The sequence below is a fragment of the Exiguobacterium sp. J17977 genome, from assembly GCF_018616375.1.
Taxonomy (GTDB): Bacteria; Bacillota; Bacilli; order Exiguobacteriales; family Exiguobacteriaceae; genus Exiguobacterium; species Exiguobacterium mexicanum.
In genome coordinates, this window is the sequence record NZ_JAEQBB010000002.1 from 271737 (window position 1) to 288736 (window position 17000).

Below are 17000 nucleotides of genomic sequence, written 5' to 3' on the forward strand. Positions count from 1 at the left end.
TTTTCACTCCCAATGTTGTTCCCATTGTTTTTCTTCTTCGATTACACGTAACTCTTCCGGCGTAATCAAGAATAACTCCATCTGGTGTTTTCGTTTAGCCCCTTCGACGAGAAAACGAGGGCTTCCCCCCGTCTCTTCGTCATACAGCGTGATTAATCCTGCTGCTTTGTCCAAAAAGAAGGCGGTTTTTGCGCGCAATTGGCTCGGGTCCTCATATGGACGTTGGGTCAGCGGTTCAAAAAAGTCAGCCTCGAGCTGCATGCGGATGAACAGTTCTTGTTCAAACGGCTTATATTTCTCTTCCATCTGTAAAAAAGGTGGAAAGACGGCAATTTTGATTGGATACGTTTCCCTTAACTCTAACAATACTTCTCCAGCCCACAATTCACAACCGTTCGTCCCACTAAAGATGAACCATTCGGCCCCAAGTTCGATCGCTTCCATTATCTTTCGCTCGTACGCTTCCTTGATGATATCGATGCCGGGATGGTCGGCTTTGAAGATGCCGAGCTCATGTGGACGATATCCGGTGATGGCGACAACTTTCATGACCGCTTCCTTTCTAACCGGCTCATCCGATGACGGAGTGCCCGCATCTCGGTCAAGGCGGTCTGTCGAAGTACCGTCTCTTTCCGTTCCGAGAGCGTCAGCGCCTGCTCGGTGAACGTGATGGCTCGGTTGATGTCTTTTTGGTGATGCTCGGCATATTTCGCCAACTCGACGAGCGCCTCGACCGTACCGACCTGTTCGAACAGCGGTAGCGCCTGCTCCATCTGCCCGGTCCGTTTCAACAGGAGCGCTTGACGCATCAAGGCACGTTTCGTCGGCCGCTCAAGGCGTTCATATTCTTGAAGCGCCGCCTCGGCGTTGCCGAGATCGTTCAACCAATGGGCCCGCTCTTCCCCGAACGGCGTCTCATCGGCTTCGACGAGATGACAAAGCCGTTTATAGAGTGAGACGAGACTCAAGCAGTCGGCATGGTGGTGCTCGATGACGGGCTGGATGATATCCGGTTCCCGCTCCTTCACGTATTGGAAATAGTGCATCGGCGCCAAAAAGCCGGGCATGTCGTCCGTCCGGGCATGGCCGAAGTGGGCCTCGACCGCTTTGAGCGAGACCGATTCAAGCGTCGGTTTCAACAGACGACGTGAGGCATGCAACAAATCGACGTGGCCGACGGCCGGGAGCGCCTTCACTTTTGAACGGACGAACGTGTGCCTTGTTTTGATTTGGGGCCAGTCGAACGACTTGCCGTTATACGTCACGAAACGAACCTCGTCGCCGATGTCGTTCAAAAAGTGATAATAGAACGCCGTCTCGAACGCCGGGTGCGGCAACACATATTGAATCATCTCCAGATGATCGTCTTGGAAGCGCGCGAACCCGATTAAAAAGATTGAGGTGCCGGAGCCACGAAGCCCGGTCGTCTCGGTGTCCATGAACAGTACTTGTTCGGAGGGGACATCGACTTGAAAGAACGGATGGGTCGATGTCGCGAGCGAGGCTTTCGCCGCTCCGAACGTATAGTCGTGATACGTCTCATCGAGTGGATACATCTGTTTCAAGCGGACGCACCACTCTTGCTCGAACGTCAAAATCTCTCCGCCGCGCTCGCGCCATTTCGCCTGTTCAACGTCGTCCGGCGTCACGGTCACTTGTTTCGGTTCATTCGTTTTAATAAGTCGTGATAGTTTTGCTTTCATATCGTTCCTTTCAATGCTTGCAACTGTCTGACGACCTGTTGTTTAAAGTCACCGTAGCCAATCATCCCGACACAGCGCGGACAGCCGCTCTCGCACGGACAATCGTCGACCGTGCGAATGGCCGCGTCCAACACGTCGTCGGCGTCGCGATAGAGTGCCTCGCTCAGCCCGATGCCGCCCGGGTAACGGTCATATAAATAGACGGTCGGTTTACTCGTATGCGTCGCTTTCATTTGAATCGTCGTGAACAGATCGAGCGTGTCGCACATCAAATAGAGCGGGGCCAAGCGTCGCAACAGGTCGCTGACCGCTTCGAGCTGGTCTTCCATGTCGGCTTCCGAGTAGGCGAACCGCTCATCGAGCGTGAACCAGGTCGCGGTCGTATGCAGTTCCCGTTCCGGCAAGTGAATCGGTCCGGAACCGATATTCTCATGCGTCCCGAACTTGATTTTCTTGAACAGTGTCGCCATCGCGATGACCGACACTTCCCCGAACGTCTTCACGCCGGTCGTATTGTTCTCTTCCAACACTTTCAGTTCGACCGCCAAATTGGCGTCCGTATAGTAGTCGACGTCGACACGTCGGACGTACGCTTTCTTCTCTTCGAAGTCGAGCCGTTCGACTTGATACTGCTCGGCGCCATGTAAATAGATGGCTTCGTCATGAAGTAACGTCATCGCGCTGAACGTATCCATCTCGCCGATGACTTGGTTCTTCGCGGTTTGATCGACGATGACGACGTTCTCTTGGTCACTCGTTCGAAGCGAGATGTCATGGGCCGGGAACGCATCGGTCATCCAATAATATTTATCGGCCCGTTCGTGCAGGATGTGGGCGTCCGTCAAGAAATCGAGAATCTCTTCCGTCTCGACCGTTCCGAATCGCTCCCCTTTCTGGAAAGGCAGTTCGAAGGCGGCACATTTCATATGGTCGACGAGGATGATTAAATTGTTCGGATCGAGCCGCGCCGCTTCCGGAGACCGGTCTAAAATCAAATCGGGTTGTTCGACGACGAGTTGATCGAGCGATGACGACGAGGCGACGAAGATGACGAGCGCCTCGGAATGACGGCGTCCGGCCCGCCCGGCTTGTTGCCACATCGAGGCGACCGTGCCCGGATAGCCATTTAAGACACACGCTTGCAATTGGCCGATATCGACGCCGAGTTCGAGCGCATTCGTCGAGACGACGGCTTTAATCTCTCCGTTACGGAGCCGGCGTTCGATTTCGCGACGCTCCGATGGCAAATAACCACCCCGGTATCCGACAATCGATTTAGGACCAAGCTCGCGCCGCGTCAATTCTTGTAAATACGTCAACAACACTTCGACCCTTACGCGTGAGCGGGCGAAGACGATCGTCTGGATGTCCGCCTCGACCAGTTTTGAAGCGATGCGCTTCGTCTCGAGCGTCGCACTCCGGCGAATACCCAGCGCTTCATTGACGACGGGCGGGTTATAGAAAATCAAATGCTTTTTGCCTTGTGGTGCCCCGTTATTGTCGACGAGGACGACGTCTTCTTCGGTCAACAGTTCAGCCAGCTCGACCGGGTTGGCAATCGTCGCCGACGTCATAATCCATTTCGGATGACTCCCGTAATAGGCGCAAATCCGTTTCAGGCGGCGGAAGACGTTGGCGACATGGCTGCCGAATACACCGCGATACGTATGCAACTCATCGACGACGATATATTCTAAATTCTCGAACAAGCGAATCCATTTCGTATGGTGCGGCAAGATGCCGGAATGTAGCATGTCTGGATTCGTGATGACGATATTGCCGGCGTCACGTACTTTCGTCCGGGCTGCCGGTGCCGTGTCGCCATCATAGGTGAAGCAACGCAAATCGCCCTCGAGCGCTTCGACCATCTCCATCAAATCGCTGTTTTGGTCTTGCGCGAGCGCCTTCGTCGGGTACAGGTAGAGCGCCCGAGCATTCGGTTGTTCAATCATTTTCGACAGGACGGGCAGGTTGTAACAGAGGGTCTTCCCGGAGGCGGTCGGTGTGACGATGACTGTCGAGTTTCCACGCGACGTCTGCTCGATCGCTTCAGCTTGATGGGTGTACAGTTGTTCAATTCCCCGGCCATGCAGCACCCGGACGAGATCTGGTGGCACACTCGACGGAATCGGTGCATAGCGGGCCGGTTTCGCGTCGACCGTATGCCAATGTGTCACGTTTTGAGAAAAAACCGGGTCGGTCTTGAGCGTATGGATCATTTCTTCCACGGAACGTTTTTTCCGCATGAGGTTCACCTTCTTTACGATTTCGAAGGTGCGAGTCGCTCCACGATTGCTTTCACTTCGCCAATCCGTTCATCGCGCACGAGCCGATGGACGGCAGGTAAACGCAGCACAGCCATTTCTTTGAAAGACTCGGCGACATGTCCATTCTCTTCTTCGAGTCGAATGATCGCATCGTCGTACAACCGTTGCGTCGACCGTCCGAACAAGACGATGGTATGTAGCTTCGTACATTTCGAATGAACGGCTTGCAAATGTTTCGTGTAACGCTGCACCGCTTTATGGTAGTCTTCATGCGTTGCGAGCGCTTGACGCTTGCCTCGCAGAAGTTCTGGATAGAATGGTTCGTCGCCGAGGAACATCGTCTCGACGCCGATTCGTTTCAAATAAGGATGGCCACTGGCCTCGGCTATCGCTTGATCATCAATCAAACGTCCGAACGGAATCGACTCCTCGACGAGCAATCGGCTCATTTTCAAGCCGTTGATACCGTGTAACGGAATACCTAAATCATCGTCTTGCAGTCGGTCGATCACAAACAACACTTTCATCTTGCGTTTCAGTGAGAGTTGTACCATGTGTCACCATCCTATTCGCTTTCTTTTCATTATAGCAAACGAAACAGAAAAACAGGGCGCTGATGTCGCCCTGTTTCCTGTGAATCGGTTTTAGTCACGATCACCGTTGCCATTCCCGTTGCCGTTACCCCGGCCATTCGAGTCTGTCGATTGACGGCTGACGTCTCCGTTCGAATCCGTTTCGCCATCAGTCTCATCTGCTGGCGGTTCTTCTTCGGTCGGTGGTTCCGTGTTCTCGTCTTCGGTGTTCGTGTCGTTCCCGTTATTCTCATTGTTACCATTATTGTTATTGCTGTTATTGCTGTTATTGCCGTTGTTGCCGTTGTTCTCATTATTTTGACCATCGGTTTGATCGCCTTCTTCTTCAGGCGGCGTCTCTTCCGTGGTTGGCTCTTCTTCCTCTTCGGCCGGAGGCTCCTCGCTCCGTTCGACGGTATACGTAGTCTGAAGCGGGCTCGATTGTTGATCGCCGACGAGCGCGTTCGTCGCGTTGGCGACAATCGTGAACGTCGTCTGACCTGAAGCGAGATCAGCGATAGCGATGCTCGTGTCCTCGGTTGTCCCGACGACACGCTCGCTTCCGTCCGGACGTTTTTCGGTCACCGTGAACGAAAGTCCTTGGTAGCCAGCGGCTTGTACCCCTTGTGTGTCATAAGACCACGAGAGTGTACCCCTTCCAGCAGGCACATCATAGTCAATCGATGCGCCGGTCGGAGCGGCCAGTTTATCCGGCTGTAAGTCTTTCGGTTTCGTCCCTTTGACGTACAACTCGTTGCCGAGCGAGAGCACCGACTCCGGTTGTTGGAAGCGTTCCGGCTGACCCGTCGCATTCGTCACTTCTTGCATCATATACTCGAAGTAGTACTGAGCATGGTCCTCCGCGAGCGCATTCTTATCAGCTCCTGGTGCTTTCCCGGTCCAGACCGAAATCGAATAGTCGGTCGTATAACCCGTGAACCACTTATCATTCGGATTTTTATCTTTATCGTTCGTCGTCCCGGTCTTACCGGCGACGTCCCAAGGGAATGCACCTGGTTTGTATGTCCCGTTCGAACCGCTGACGACGTCACGAAGCATATCCGTCAACATGTAAGCTGTGTAGTCTTCCATCGCCTGTTTCGCCTTAATCGGTGAGTTGATGGTCGAGCCGTCATTGAATTCAATCTTTTGAATCAAGTGCGGCTTCGTATACATGCCGTTCGTGCCGAGCGCGGCATAGGCAGCCGCCATTTGCGTCGTGCTTGCTTCCGCTACACCGAGACTGTTCGCAGGTAGCATCTCGTCACCCGAACGCGCCGGTTCGATGCCGACATTCTCGACGAATGATTCAATTGCCTCAGGTCCGAACTCTTCTTTTACTTCATTGAAGGCACGGACGGCCGGCGTGTTACCCGAAATTGTCAAGTAGTAGCGCATCGTGTTGGCGCCGCGATATCCTGTGTAATAGTTTCCAGGATTAAATTCATCCTCGCCAAACGGTTCATCCATCAAGATTTTCCCGGTCGACCATTGCGCGTTCTCAATCCCTGGACCGTAATCGAAGAACGGCTTCGCCGTCGACCCGATTTGGCGCTTCTCACGCGAATAGTCGCGATAGTTCTTATCGCCTTGTTTCGCTTGTTCACTGTCGATGACGGCGATAATTTCACCTGTCTTCGTGTTCAATACGGTCGCCCCCATACGAAGATCGTCCGGGAACTCACTAGTTTGAAGGTTGACGTTATCATTCTTGATGTCGCTATTGAACTTCGTGTGCAATTCTTTATTGATTGACGTGTACACTTTCAACCCTGTCCCGTAAATGTCCGCCTGCTCGAGACCGTAATCTTCTTCAAGCTCAGCTTGGACGCGAGCGTAAATCGAACGTGTATACGACTCTTCTTCCGATTGGGCACCTGGTGAGATGATGTCCGCAATCTCGACGTCGAGCGCCTCGTTGTATTGTTCTTCCGTGATGTGACCGTCACGTTTCATCGACGAGAGCACTTGCTCTTGACGGTAACGCGTGAGTTCTTGGTCGCCACTGATCGGGTCGTAGGCGCTCGGACGTTGTGGGAGACCGGCCAAGATGGCCGCCTCTTGATAGTTCACTTCCGAGACCGGCTTATTGAAATACGTCTTCGAAGCCGCTTGGACGCCCCATGCCCCTGAACCGTAATAGTTCTTGTTCAAGTACATCTCTAAAATCTGTTCTTTCGTGTACTCACGCTCAAGTTTGATGGCAAGCCACTGTTCTTGCAGTTTCCGTTTCAACTTTTTATCCGTTGATAAGAACGACTGCTTGACGAGCTGTTGCGTGATCGTCGAACCACCTTCGGCTCCGAAGCCGTCGGTCACGTTCGCGAGCACGGCGCCACCGATACGGCGCAAGTCGACCCCGTTATGCTCATAGAAACGACGGTCCTCAATCGAGATGACCGCTTGTTGCATCACTTCTGAGATATCGTCGATTGAGACGTACTCACGGATTTGTCCGTTCTCCTCGAGCGGTTCTCCTTCAGCCGATAACAGCTGAATCGGGTACGTATCGACCAATTTCTCTTCATCGAGCGGTGGTGCTGTCGCGATCGCATACGCGGTGTATGCGCCGCCGGCGATGACGCCGATGATGAATAAAATCCCTAAAATCGTTATGATGCGTCGAAACTTCGATTTCTTCGCTTTTGGTTTTGGCTTTTTGGCCGCTGGTTTACGTTTATTGGTCGTCGTGTCTTGTCGACGTGCCATCCGACTTCGTTCCATTCACGCTTCACTCCTTCTATTTCAATCGAGCCATGCTTCAATCGCCGTCAAATAATCGATGGCGGGCATCGCCCGGGTTGGAACTTCAATTGCTTCTTGCTCGATATAGGAGAGCGGAATCGACTTGCGTCCCGATTCGCGCTGTTCCCACCAAACTAATAATTGCTCCGTTGATAACACATATTGCGTATTATAGCGGCTAAACCGAATGATGACAAAACAAATCCCTCCATGCCGCTCACACTCGCGCATGTGGTGGATTTGGTGGTCGTGGAAGTTTCCGAGCGGAAACGACGTTTTATTGTTCGTCTCTTTCGCTTCGAAATCGATATACTTGCCGCGATACACCCCATTATAATCGGTCGTCGATGCTTGCTTGAAATACGCCTCGGTCACTTTTGCCGCACTCCGTTTCGGATAATCGACTTTCACGATTTGCAGCGGCGTCGGTTTCTTATGGATGACCGCCCGACTGTGGAGCCGATAAAACTCGTTCGTGTCGTTCAGCAGCGTCTCGAGGTTCATCCCTCGGTTCGCATACGTCTGCGGATTCGAGCGGGCCGGTCCAGCCGAAGGTTTCGGCTTTTTTCCGTTTGGATAGTGGAACAATGTCGTCACCCCTAATATCTAGTTTAACAGGTTCGCCCAGCCGTTCCTTCCGTCTGAAGTCTGATTGTCGAGTTCTGTCGCTCGACTCCTGCGTGGATTTTCCGCAACCCATATCGTACCAAACTCCCGTATGTTAAACTAGTATGTAGTGTATTGTGTAGTCAAATTGACACGACCTTGTTACGGAACAGCTATTTATTTTTCTGAAATAAGTCTTGTACTTATTAGCCAGTATCAGGCCGGATTAAACGCAGATTGACGGAAGTTTTTAAAAAGTGTGCAATAAATAGTGTAAACCAAGGTTGATAAACAATGAGCAGGCCCGCTTTTATAAGCAGTAGAGCCATGGTTGGAGGAGTAAGATGGAAACACAAAAGAAGTATGTCATGTTCGTCGACGAGACGGGGACGCCCAAGGGGAACACGCAATTCAACTTGACCGGCGTCTTGATGGAATATAAATATGCAATTGATGCCGACGAAGCCGGTATGCCTTGCGAATTGAAACGTCGGTTACACGCCTTCAAACGCGACGTGTTCAAGACAGAGAACATCCCGCTCCATTTAAAAGAGATTTTAAAGGCCGAGCATCCTTACGGGAAAGAAGACGGCATCACGATCGATATGCTTCGTGATTTCTGGAACAAGTTGCCTGATTTCTTGCGCGATATCGACTGCACGATCGTCAGCGTCGAGGTCGATAAACAAAAGCTACATGACTTCTACTCGACACCGAAAGACCCGTACGTCGTCGCGTTCGCCCACTTGATGAAATCGTTTTATGCGTTCTTGGAAGAGACGGAAGCCGTCAGCGCCCGCGTCGTCTTGGAGTCACGAGATGACTATCAGAACTTGCTCATCCAAAAAGCGTTCTTCGATATCTTCAATTCGGGAACGGTCCATCTCGATGTCGAGAAGAGCCGTCAAAAAATCAAAGGTTTCATCTTTTCCGAGAAGCAGAACACGGTGTATCAGTCTGGGCTTGAAATCGCTGACCTCGTCTGCCTCCCGCTCTCGCGTGTGCGCCGCGGCGTCATCGAAGTAAAACCACGGTTCGTCCATTATGGGGATGAGAACCGCATCTTTAAAGCCATCAAGGACAAGATTTACATTCGTAAAGAAAGTCCTGACCAAGATTTCCGCAACTGGGGATTCAAAAAAGTACCGATTACGAAAAAGCGCCGCGAATGGAGCGACCATCCGTGGAACCACTAAAAACTGCCTTGCCGACATGTTCGGCAAGGCAGTTTTTACGTTCATTGTCCGGTCGCTTGCTTGGACTTCATCCGTTTCTTCCCTTCGCGGCACATATCGAGCAGCGGGCACTTCTCACAAGCAGGACGTTGTGCCTTGCAGTGATACCGGCCGAAGAAGATGAACTGGTGATGGAGTTGCGACCATTCGTCGCGCGGGAACTTCTTCATGAGCGTGTCCTCGACTTGACGGACGTTGTCTTTCCAACGGCAGATGCCGAGACGTTTCGAGACGCGCTCGACGTGCGTATCGACGGCGAATGCCGGTTCGTGAAACGCGACCGACAAGACGACGTTCGCCGTCTTTCGTCCGACACCAGGCAACGCCTCGAGCGATTCACGGTCGGACGGGACGATTCCGTCGTGACGTTCCACGATTTGCATCGAGAGCGCCTTCACGTTTTTCGCCTTGTTCCGATACAGACCGATACGTTTGATTAACGCCTCGATATCGGCAACCTCAGCTGCTGCCATCGCTTCGACGGTCGGATACGCCTCGAACAGACCTGGCGTCACTTTGTTGACGAGCGCGTCGGTCGCCTGTGCCGATAACGCCACGGCCACGACAAGCTCGAACGGATTGCGATGCGTCAACTCGCAGTGGGCGTCCGGGAACATGCGACGCATCGTGTCAGACACTTCGGTCAATTGGGCTCTCGTCAACATCACTTTTTCCTCCGTTGATAATCGACGAGGTCCTCGAGTGATTCGACGTTATGGTCTTGCCACACTCGGAGAATCTTGTCCATATATTTAAAGTTGCGTACGTTACGCAGTTTCGCCTCCCGGAGCGCGGCCATAATCAGCTCTTCGCTGAAGCCGTCCTCGGTCAGCCAACCGACAATCTGTTCAATCTCGAACGGGGTGATTGTCCCGAATTCGCGCTCAAACGTATGAATGATGCTTTCATTCAACGAATGGGTCGACGCTTCCGGTGTCACTTCTCCGTCGAGCGCCGTAAACAACGGCAATAAGCTATATCGTTCGACCTCGGCCGACGCGTCGATGGCAATCAACTCTTTTTGAAGCAAACCGAGCAAGACGGCGCGGGCCTCGCTCTCGGCCACGTTCATCCGGTCGCCGAGTTCGCTCGGGAGCGGCATCTCGATGCCCTCCCCCGTCATCTCTAACAAGTGAATGATGAGATTGAACTCGACCGGACTCAAGTTGAGGCGACGCGCCTCCGTGAATAGTTTTCTCGGAACGACGACTGGATTTTGTTCGAACAGCTTGATTAGATTATGTGCATCCATGTCGCACATCCTTTCTAGACAAATCAATCGGGGAAGACGAAGTCATCCCCGATTGGCGATTATGGGTGAATACGGTTCAAGAGGCGTGGGAACGGGATTGCTTCGCGGATATGCTCGATACCGCTGATCCAAGCGACCGTACGCTCAAGGCCAAGACCGAAGCCAGAGTGCGGGACCGACCCGTATTTGCGGAGTTCGAGGTACCAGTCGTACGCGTCCGTCTCATCGAGACCTTCTTTGATAATTTCTTCTTTCAATCGGTCGTAATCGTCTTCACGTTGCGAACCGCCGATAATCTCACCGTAGCCTTCCGGTGCGATCAAGTCGGCACAGAGGACGAGTTCCGGGTTCTCCGGGTCGACCTTCATATAGAACGGCTTGATGTCTTTCGGCCAGTGCGTGATGAACACCGGGAGGTCATGCGCGTTGGCGATGGCCGTCTCGTGCGGGGCACCGAAATCGTCGCCGTACTCGATGTCGTCGAAGCCTTCGTCTTTCAAGAACTTGATCGCATCCGTGTAACGGACACGTGGGAACGGTGCTTGGACTTTCTCAAGTTTCGACAAGTCACGTCCGAGCAGTTCCAATTCGTTGCGGCAGTTCTCGAGCGCCGATTTGGCGATATACGAGACGTAGCGCTCTTGGAGCTCAAGGCTCATGTCGTGATCGAAGAATGCCATCTCCGGCTCGATCATCCAGAACTCGATCAAGTGGCGGCGCGTCTTCGATTTCTCGGCCCGGAACGTCGGTCCGAAAGAGAATACTTTGCCAAGTGCCATCGCGGCAGCTTCCATGTATAGCTGGCCCGTTTGTGACAAGTAGGCCGGTTGTCCGAAGTAATCTGTCTCGAACAACTCAGTCGTGCCTTCCGGTGCGCTCGATGTGATGATCGGTGGATCGATTTTGACGAACCCTTCTTGGTTGTAGAACTCATACGTCGCCCGAATCAATTCGTTACGGACTTTCATGATGGCGTGCTGGCGACGCGAACGGAGCCAAAGGTGACGGTTGTCCATCAAGAACTCGGTACCGTGTTCTTTCGGTGTGATCGGATAGTCGACCGATTCTGCAATCACTTCCATCGCCGTCACTTCGAGCTCGAAGCCGAGCGGCGTGCGTCCGCCGTCCGATTTGACCGTACCCGTGACCCAGACAGACGTCTCTTGTGTCACGCCTTTGGCGAGCGCGAACAATTCTTCAGCTACATCGGCTTTGACGACGACCGCTTGAGCGAAGCCGCTCCCGTCACGAAGTTGAAGGAAAGCAATCTTTCCGCTCGAACGTTTGTTGGCGATCCAGGCTCCGACGCGTACCGTCTGGCCTTCGTAATCTTTAAATTGGCTAATTGAAATTGTTGTCATGTCCATATCCATCCTTTCGCTTATCGAGCGTTACGTGTAATGAAGTCTTCTACTCGATCGAGCGCTTCTAATACCCGTTTCAATTCTGTTGCATAAGACAAGCGGACGTAGTCGTCCTGTCCGAAACCTGAGCCTGGGACGAGGGCGACGAACGCTTCGCCGAGCACGGCCTCACACCATGCGTCGACCGAGTCGTATCCGCTCATCGTTGCCGCCTCTTTGGCGTTGGCATATAAGTAAAATGCGCCTTGCGGCTTCAAGCATGTGATGCCAGGGATGGCAATCAGACGCTCATAGACGATCTCGAGTCGTTCCGCGAATGAGACGCGCATCATCTCGACGTCGTCTTGTGGTCCATTATACGCTTCGACAGCCGCCGCTTGGGCGATTGACGTCGGGTTCGATGTCGAGTGCGATGCGAGGTTCGTCATCGCCTCAATAATCGTCTTATCGCCGACCGCATAGCCGATGCGCCATCCGGTCATCGCGTGTGACTTCGAGACACCGTTGATGATGATTGTCCGCTCCAACATCCCTGGAAGCGTCGCGATCGAGACGAACTCCGCATCGCCGTAGACGAGTTTCTCATAAATCTCGTCACTGACGACGAGCAAATCGTGTCGTTTGATGACGTCCGCGAGTGCCGACAGTTCGGCCTCGGTATAAATCATACCGGTCGGGTTCGACGGACTGTTCAAGATGACCGCTTTCGTCCGATCCGTGATGGCCGCCTCGAGCAACTCAGGCGTCAATTTGAACATCGTCGCCTCATTCGTATCGACGTAGACCGGGACGCCGTCGGCGAGCTTCACTTGCTCCGGATAGCTGACCCAGTACGGCACCGGGATGATGACCTCGTCGCCTTCATCTAAAATCGCTTGGAACAAGGTATAGAGGGCATGCTTCGCACCAGAGGCGACCATGACCTCTGCACGTGTGAACGTCAAATTGCTGTCGCGCTTTGTCTTTTCGATAATCGCGTCTTTCAATTCGACCGTCCCGCCGGATGGCGTATACTTCGTGTCACCATCGCGCGCGGCCTGACAGGCTGCCTCGATGATGCGTTCCGGGGTATTGAAGTCCGGTTCCCCGGCACCGAGGCCGATGACGTCTTGTCCCGAAGCCTTTAACGCTTTCGCTTTCGCCGTGATGGCGAGTGTCGTTGAAGGTGTCAACTGCTTGACACGTTGTGCCAATAGATGTTCCACAAAAACTCCCCCTTGGTTTTGTTACGAGTCCGTCAATTGGACCCGTCGAATAAATTCGCCCGCTTGGAGCGTATAATACGAATACGTATACGATGCGCCCGATTTCGTCACGACCTCGATCAAGGCCCGTTCGTCAAACCCGTATTTACAGCTGACGAGTGACCCGCCCGTTTCTGCGACCGATTCGGCACAGACTTGGTCGAGGTCGATAGACGCGATGTCACGCGTCACGATCGGCAACTCTTCATCGACCGGCACGAACTGGACTTGATCCGTCTCCTCGAAGACGACGTACGGTTCCGTCCCGTTATACAGCTCGGCCCGTTCGATGTTAACGGACGGTTGTTCGGTCTCGAGACGCTCACGTGCCGCCTCAATCATTTTGTCTTTCGCGCGTTCGGTATGACCGACCGTGAACCAATAGATGCCACTAAATACGATGACGACACCGATCAGTGCCGTCATGAACGCAACCACTACTTTGGTCTTCCGTGTCATTCCGTCCGATAGATGGTGAACACCATCTCTTCTTTCTTCGGATCATTCACTTTTTTCTCTAAAGCAAGACCGAACATTAAATCTTGGCCCTTCAACGTGCGATTCAACAAGTCGACAATTTTGTATACATCTGCCGTCGGCTCGATTCGAACCGTCGCCAACGTCTCAATATTCGAATTCATGATTACTCCTCCTTCAAAAAACACTATACCCATCATTATAAAACGATAATATCACGATGCCTAGCGTTATCTCTGATTTCCTAGGCCGGTCTTCTCTTTCTCGTCTAAAAACAGCTCCAGTTCGGCGAGTGCGGTCTCGAGCGGACCGTCGATTCGGTCGACGGCCGGCAAACTGTTGATGAACTGCTTGCCATAACGGGTCGTCTCGACACGACGATCGAAGACGAAGATGGCGCCGTAATCCTCTTTCGAGCGAATCAGACGGCCGACCCCTTGTTTGAAGCGGATGACCGCTTGCGGGAGTGACAGCTCAAAGAATGATGATTTGCCGGTCGCCTCAATTTTCTCGGACCGCGCCTGCATGACCGGTTGGTCGGGCGGGGCGAACGGGAGGCGGACGATGATGAGGCAAGTGAGTGCCTCACCCGGAATGTCGATGCCCTCCCAGAAGCTGGCCGTTCCGAACAAAATCGCTTGGTCAATGCGCTTGAACTGTTTCGTCAATCGGCTGCGTGACCCGCCGCTGACACCTTGGGCGAGGAGTGTATAGCCCTCATCGAGCTGGTCTTTGACGGCCTCATGGGTCAATCGCAACAGTTCGTTCGATGTGAACAAGACGAGCATCCGCCCTTTCGTCACATTGGCGATTTGAGCGATCGAGTCCGCGATTTGTTCGACGAACCGTGGCAACGGAACTTCGTTGATGAGCGGGATGTCGGATGGTACGAACAGTTTCGCTTGTTTCTTGAAATCAAACGGTGACGCCAGGACGACGCGACGGACATCTTCGCCGTCGAGTCCGAGACGGCGTTCGATGAATCCGAATCGGCCTGAAACGGTCATCGTCGCCGACGTCAAGACGGTCGGACGCTTGGCGAACAATCGTTCATGCAAGAGTGGACCGATTTCGACCGGTTGCGTATATACCGAGGTCAACTTACGGTTGGCCAGGTTGAGTTCGACCCAACTGACGGCATCGTCATCCCGCGTGAGCATCGTCTCGTAGAGCACGCTCTCGATATCGCGCACGTCCCCGATGAACGCCTTCAAATCGCCGAGCACGGCCCGTTGTTTGAACGTCATATGTTCTTTATGCTCATCGAGGAGGCGATGGAGTTGCCGGAGCGTCGTCCGCAGCGTCCGCAGACGGTCTTCCAATCGCTTCGCCACTTCCCGAATCGGACGGAACGGCTCCCCTTCCCGCTCGAAGCGGACGGTTTGACGTTGCTCCCGTTTTTTCCCGAGTGACTGGAGCGCCGTGAGCAAATCGTTCAGCTCATCGTCGACGCGGGCGAGCGCTTGATCGGTCGCCTTGCTGAACGCCTCGGCTTCTTCTGAGACGGCCGTCAAATCAGCGAGTCCGAGCACGCGTGAATGGAACTTGCCATCGGCACCGTAACCGAACCACTTGAACAAGCGGTCGAACTGAATCGCGTCGAACGTCACACCGAAGTGATGCGACGCGACTTCCTCGACTTGATGGGCCTCATCTAAGATGAGCGGCGTATCGGTCGGAAGAATCCCGGCCTGATGCTGCAAATCGGAGAACAATAAAGCGTGGTTCGTCACGATGATATCGGCCTCTTTCGAGCGCAAAACGGCCCGGGTGAAGAAGTCTCGGCTATACCATGGGTCGAAGCGGCCAAAGTCCGAGGCCGCGTCTGCTTGGATAAGCCGTTTGAACGAGGCCGGCCCTTGTGACGCCGCGCCCGGTAACGACAACTCTTCCAAGTCGCCCGTCTCCGTCTCGGTCAACCAGACGAGCACCATCGCTTTGCACATCGCTGGGAGTAAGCCTTCGTTCGCCTCCTCAAGAATCATCTCGAACTTGCGGAGGTCGATGTAATTGCGTCTCCCTTTCAACAACGTGAACTCGACTTCAGGGAAAATCGCTTTTAAAATCGGCAAATCTCGAGTCAACAGCTGTTCCTGCAATTGAATCGTATGTGTGCTGACGACGACCGGACGTTTCGTCTCGAGCGCATGATGGGCGCTCGGAATCAAATATGCCAACGTTTTTCCGGTCCCTGTCCCCGCCTCGACCAATAGCGTTGCTTCGTCATCGAGCGCCTTATAGACGTGGCGCATCATCTCGAACTGGCTCTGTCGCGGCTCGAATTGGCCGAACAGTGCCGGAAGCGTCTCTTCAATCGTCCGGTGAAGGAACGGCTCGAACGGCTCGCGCTCGACGGCGGGCTCGAACGTGTCGACGAGACGTCTTAGTGCGATTTTCCGATGAATATCGTACGTCGTCTCATCGTCGGCCCGGATCCCGACTTGAATGATCAACTCATCGAGCAGCGGCTCGACGTTGCTCGTCCACGACTCGGACAACCGCCGTAATTGTTTCAGCGTGACGAGTGGTAACGCGCGCAACCGCTCGACCAAACGAACGAACAGCTCCGCTGTCGCCTCGGCATCACTGAGCGCGCGGTGCGCGTCGGTGTGGACGAGGTTGAACGTCTCGGCGAGCGACTCGAGCGCGTGGCTCTCGAGCGTCGGGTATAGAATCCGTGCCAGCTCGACCGTGTCGATGGCCCGTCCCTGGAACGGGATATACCCGGCCAACTCTAAGCTTTCATTCAAAAAATTCAAATCGAACGATACGTTGTGGGCGACAAAAATCCGCCCGTCTAGCATCTTCCATATATCAGGGATCACTTCCTCAAACGTCGGGGCTTCCGCCACGTCTTGATTCGTGATCGTCGTCAACTGCGTGATAAAAGGCGGGATTGGGCGACTCGGGCGAATCAAGGTACTGTAGCGCTCTATCACTTCACTCCCTTGAACGACCACCGCCGCAAATTCAATCAATTCGTCGCCGGACTTGACGGAATGACCAGTCGTCTCCAAATCCACTATCACATAGGTGTCCATAACATCCATCCCATCTTCGGCACGCTCGTGCTTTCTGTCTGTCTCATCTTACCATAGAACGATACACGAAAAAACGGGGATGCCTCTCGCGGACATCCCCGTTCGTCTTATAAAATCGTATGGGCGATCTCTTCATATAGAAGTTGATCGATCTCGTTTCGCTCGTTCAACACGGCGACTTTCGGACGATGTTGCTTCGCTTCTTCGGCCGTCATTTGACCGTATGCCATGATGATGACGACGTCGCCGACTTGGAAGTGACGGGCCGCAGCACCGTTCAAACAGACGACGCCTGAACCCCGTTCGCCTTTGATGACGTACGTCTCGATGCGAGCGCCGTTATGGTTGTTCGTGATGTGGACATGCTCGTTTTCCATGATCCCGACCGCATCCATTAAATCTTCATCGATCGTGATCGAACCGACGTAATGCAAGTTCGCCTCTGTGACGGTCGCCTTGTGTAGTTTTGCGTGCATAAATGTTCGAATCATTGG

At 53.5% G+C, this 17000-nt stretch carries 15 protein-coding genes; 1 reads left to right on the forward strand and 14 read right to left on the reverse strand.

All coding sequences use genetic code 11. The annotated features are described in order from the left end of the window. Positions 1-3 precede the first annotated feature (3 nt). The 6 genes from KNO58_RS04920 to recU form a co-directional block, all read right to left on the reverse strand. Positions 4-549, reverse strand: coding sequence for an SLOG family protein (locus tag KNO58_RS04920; RefSeq protein WP_214752157.1), 546 nt, complete (start codon positions 547-549; stop codon positions 4-6). After that, positions 546-1703: a ribonuclease H-like domain-containing protein gene (locus KNO58_RS04925; protein WP_214752158.1), complete on the reverse strand. Its 1158-nt coding sequence runs from the start codon at positions 1701-1703 to the stop codon at positions 546-548. Before KNO58_RS04925 ends, KNO58_RS04920 begins: the two co-directional genes overlap by 4 nt. Next, positions 1700-3949, reverse strand: a complete 2250-nt coding sequence (locus KNO58_RS04930; RefSeq protein ID WP_214752159.1) for a DEAD/DEAH box helicase — start codon at positions 3947-3949, stop codon at positions 1700-1702. Before KNO58_RS04930 ends, KNO58_RS04925 begins: the two co-directional genes overlap by 4 nt. A 14-nt stretch (positions 3950-3963) precedes the next feature. Beyond that, positions 3964-4524, reverse strand: a complete 561-nt coding sequence (locus KNO58_RS04935) for a hypothetical protein (protein ID WP_251026083.1) — start codon at positions 4522-4524, stop codon at positions 3964-3966. A gap of 90 nt (positions 4525-4614) precedes the next feature. Beyond that, positions 4615-7266, reverse strand: coding sequence for a transglycosylase domain-containing protein (locus KNO58_RS04940; RefSeq protein WP_214752160.1), 2652 nt, complete (start codon positions 7264-7266; stop codon positions 4615-4617). A gap of 21 nt (positions 7267-7287) precedes the next feature. Next, a complete protein-coding gene (recU, locus tag KNO58_RS04945) occupies positions 7288-7884 on the reverse strand; it encodes a Holliday junction resolvase RecU (protein WP_214752161.1) in 597 nt (198 codons plus the stop codon). 353 nt (positions 7885-8237) lie between these two features. Between recU and KNO58_RS04950 the strand changes: the two genes are divergently transcribed. Next, a complete protein-coding gene (locus KNO58_RS04950) occupies positions 8238-9089 on the forward strand; it encodes a DUF3800 domain-containing protein (protein WP_021067230.1) in 852 nt (283 codons plus the stop codon). A gap of 41 nt (positions 9090-9130) precedes the next feature. Here the strand turns inward: KNO58_RS04950 and nth are convergent, their stop codons facing one another. The 8 genes from nth to panD all read right to left on the reverse strand — a co-directional run bounded on the left by nth (position 9131) and on the right by panD (position 16997). Next, entirely contained in the window at positions 9131-9793 is a 663-nt protein-coding gene (nth, locus tag KNO58_RS04955) for an endonuclease III (protein ID WP_214752162.1), read from the reverse strand. Further along, the gene (locus KNO58_RS04960; RefSeq protein WP_214752163.1) at positions 9793-10380 is read right to left on the reverse strand and encodes a DnaD domain-containing protein; all 588 of its coding nucleotides are present in this window, start codon (positions 10378-10380) and stop codon (positions 9793-9795) included. The genes nth and KNO58_RS04960 overlap by 1 nt, the downstream gene beginning before the upstream one ends. Before the next feature lie 59 nt (positions 10381-10439). Beyond that, positions 10440-11741, reverse strand: a complete 1302-nt coding sequence (gene asnS, locus KNO58_RS04965) for an asparagine--tRNA ligase (RefSeq protein WP_021067226.1) — start codon at positions 11739-11741, stop codon at positions 10440-10442. Between the two features lie 20 nt (positions 11742-11761). After that, entirely contained in the window at positions 11762-12949 is a 1188-nt protein-coding gene (locus KNO58_RS04970) for a pyridoxal phosphate-dependent aminotransferase (RefSeq protein WP_214752164.1), read from the reverse strand. Between the two features lie 21 nt (positions 12950-12970). Further along, positions 12971-13414, reverse strand: a complete 444-nt coding sequence (locus KNO58_RS04975) for a hypothetical protein (protein WP_251026085.1) — start codon at positions 13412-13414, stop codon at positions 12971-12973. 29 nt (positions 13415-13443) lie between these two features. Continuing rightward, entirely contained in the window at positions 13444-13629 is a 186-nt protein-coding gene (locus tag KNO58_RS04980; protein ID WP_021067223.1) for a YpmA family protein, read from the reverse strand. Positions 13630-13695: 66 nt separating this feature from the next. Next, entirely contained in the window at positions 13696-16506 is a 2811-nt protein-coding gene (dinG, locus tag KNO58_RS04985) for an ATP-dependent DNA helicase DinG (RefSeq protein WP_214752166.1), read from the reverse strand. 107 nt (positions 16507-16613) lie between these two features. Next, complete coding sequence (panD, locus tag KNO58_RS04990; protein WP_021067221.1) at positions 16614-16997, reverse strand: aspartate 1-decarboxylase; 384 nt, start codon at positions 16995-16997, stop codon at positions 16614-16616. Positions 16998-17000: the final 3 nt, after the last annotated feature.

Coding starts and splice junctions, on each gene's coding strand:
- nth (WP_214752162.1), bottom strand. CDS start 9,793: ATGTTGACGAGAGCCCAATTGACCGAAGTGTCTGACACGATGCGTCGC.
- KNO58_RS04925 (WP_214752158.1), bottom strand. CDS start 1,703: ATGAAAGCAAAACTATCACGACTTATTAAAACGAATGAACCGAAACAA.
- panD (WP_021067221.1), bottom strand. CDS start 16,997: ATGATTCGAACATTTATGCACGCAAAACTACACAAGGCGACCGTCACA.
- KNO58_RS04980 (WP_021067223.1), bottom strand. CDS start 13,629: ATGAATTCGAATATTGAGACGTTGGCGACGGTTCGAATCGAGCCGACG.
- dinG (WP_214752166.1), bottom strand. CDS start 16,506: ATGGACACCTATGTGATAGTGGATTTGGAGACGACTGGTCATTCCGTC.
- KNO58_RS04920 (WP_214752157.1), bottom strand. CDS start 549: ATGAAAGTTGTCGCCATCACCGGATATCGTCCACATGAGCTCGGCATC.
- KNO58_RS04930 (WP_214752159.1), bottom strand. CDS start 3,949: ATGCGGAAAAAACGTTCCGTGGAAGAAATGATCCATACGCTCAAGACC.
- KNO58_RS04960 (WP_214752163.1), bottom strand. CDS start 10,380: ATGGATGCACATAATCTAATCAAGCTGTTCGAACAAAATCCAGTCGTC.
- KNO58_RS04975 (WP_251026085.1), bottom strand. CDS start 13,414: ATGACGGCACTGATCGGTGTCGTCATCGTATTTAGTGGCATCTATTGG.
- KNO58_RS04935 (WP_251026083.1), bottom strand. CDS start 4,524: ATGGTACAACTCTCACTGAAACGCAAGATGAAAGTGTTGTTTGTGATC.
- KNO58_RS04940 (WP_214752160.1), bottom strand. CDS start 7,266: ATGGAACGAAGTCGGATGGCACGTCGACAAGACACGACGACCAATAAA.
- KNO58_RS04950 (WP_021067230.1), top strand. CDS start 8,238: ATGGAAACACAAAAGAAGTATGTCATGTTCGTCGACGAGACGGGGACG.
- asnS (WP_021067226.1), bottom strand. CDS start 11,741: ATGACAACAATTTCAATTAGCCAATTTAAAGATTACGAAGGCCAGACG.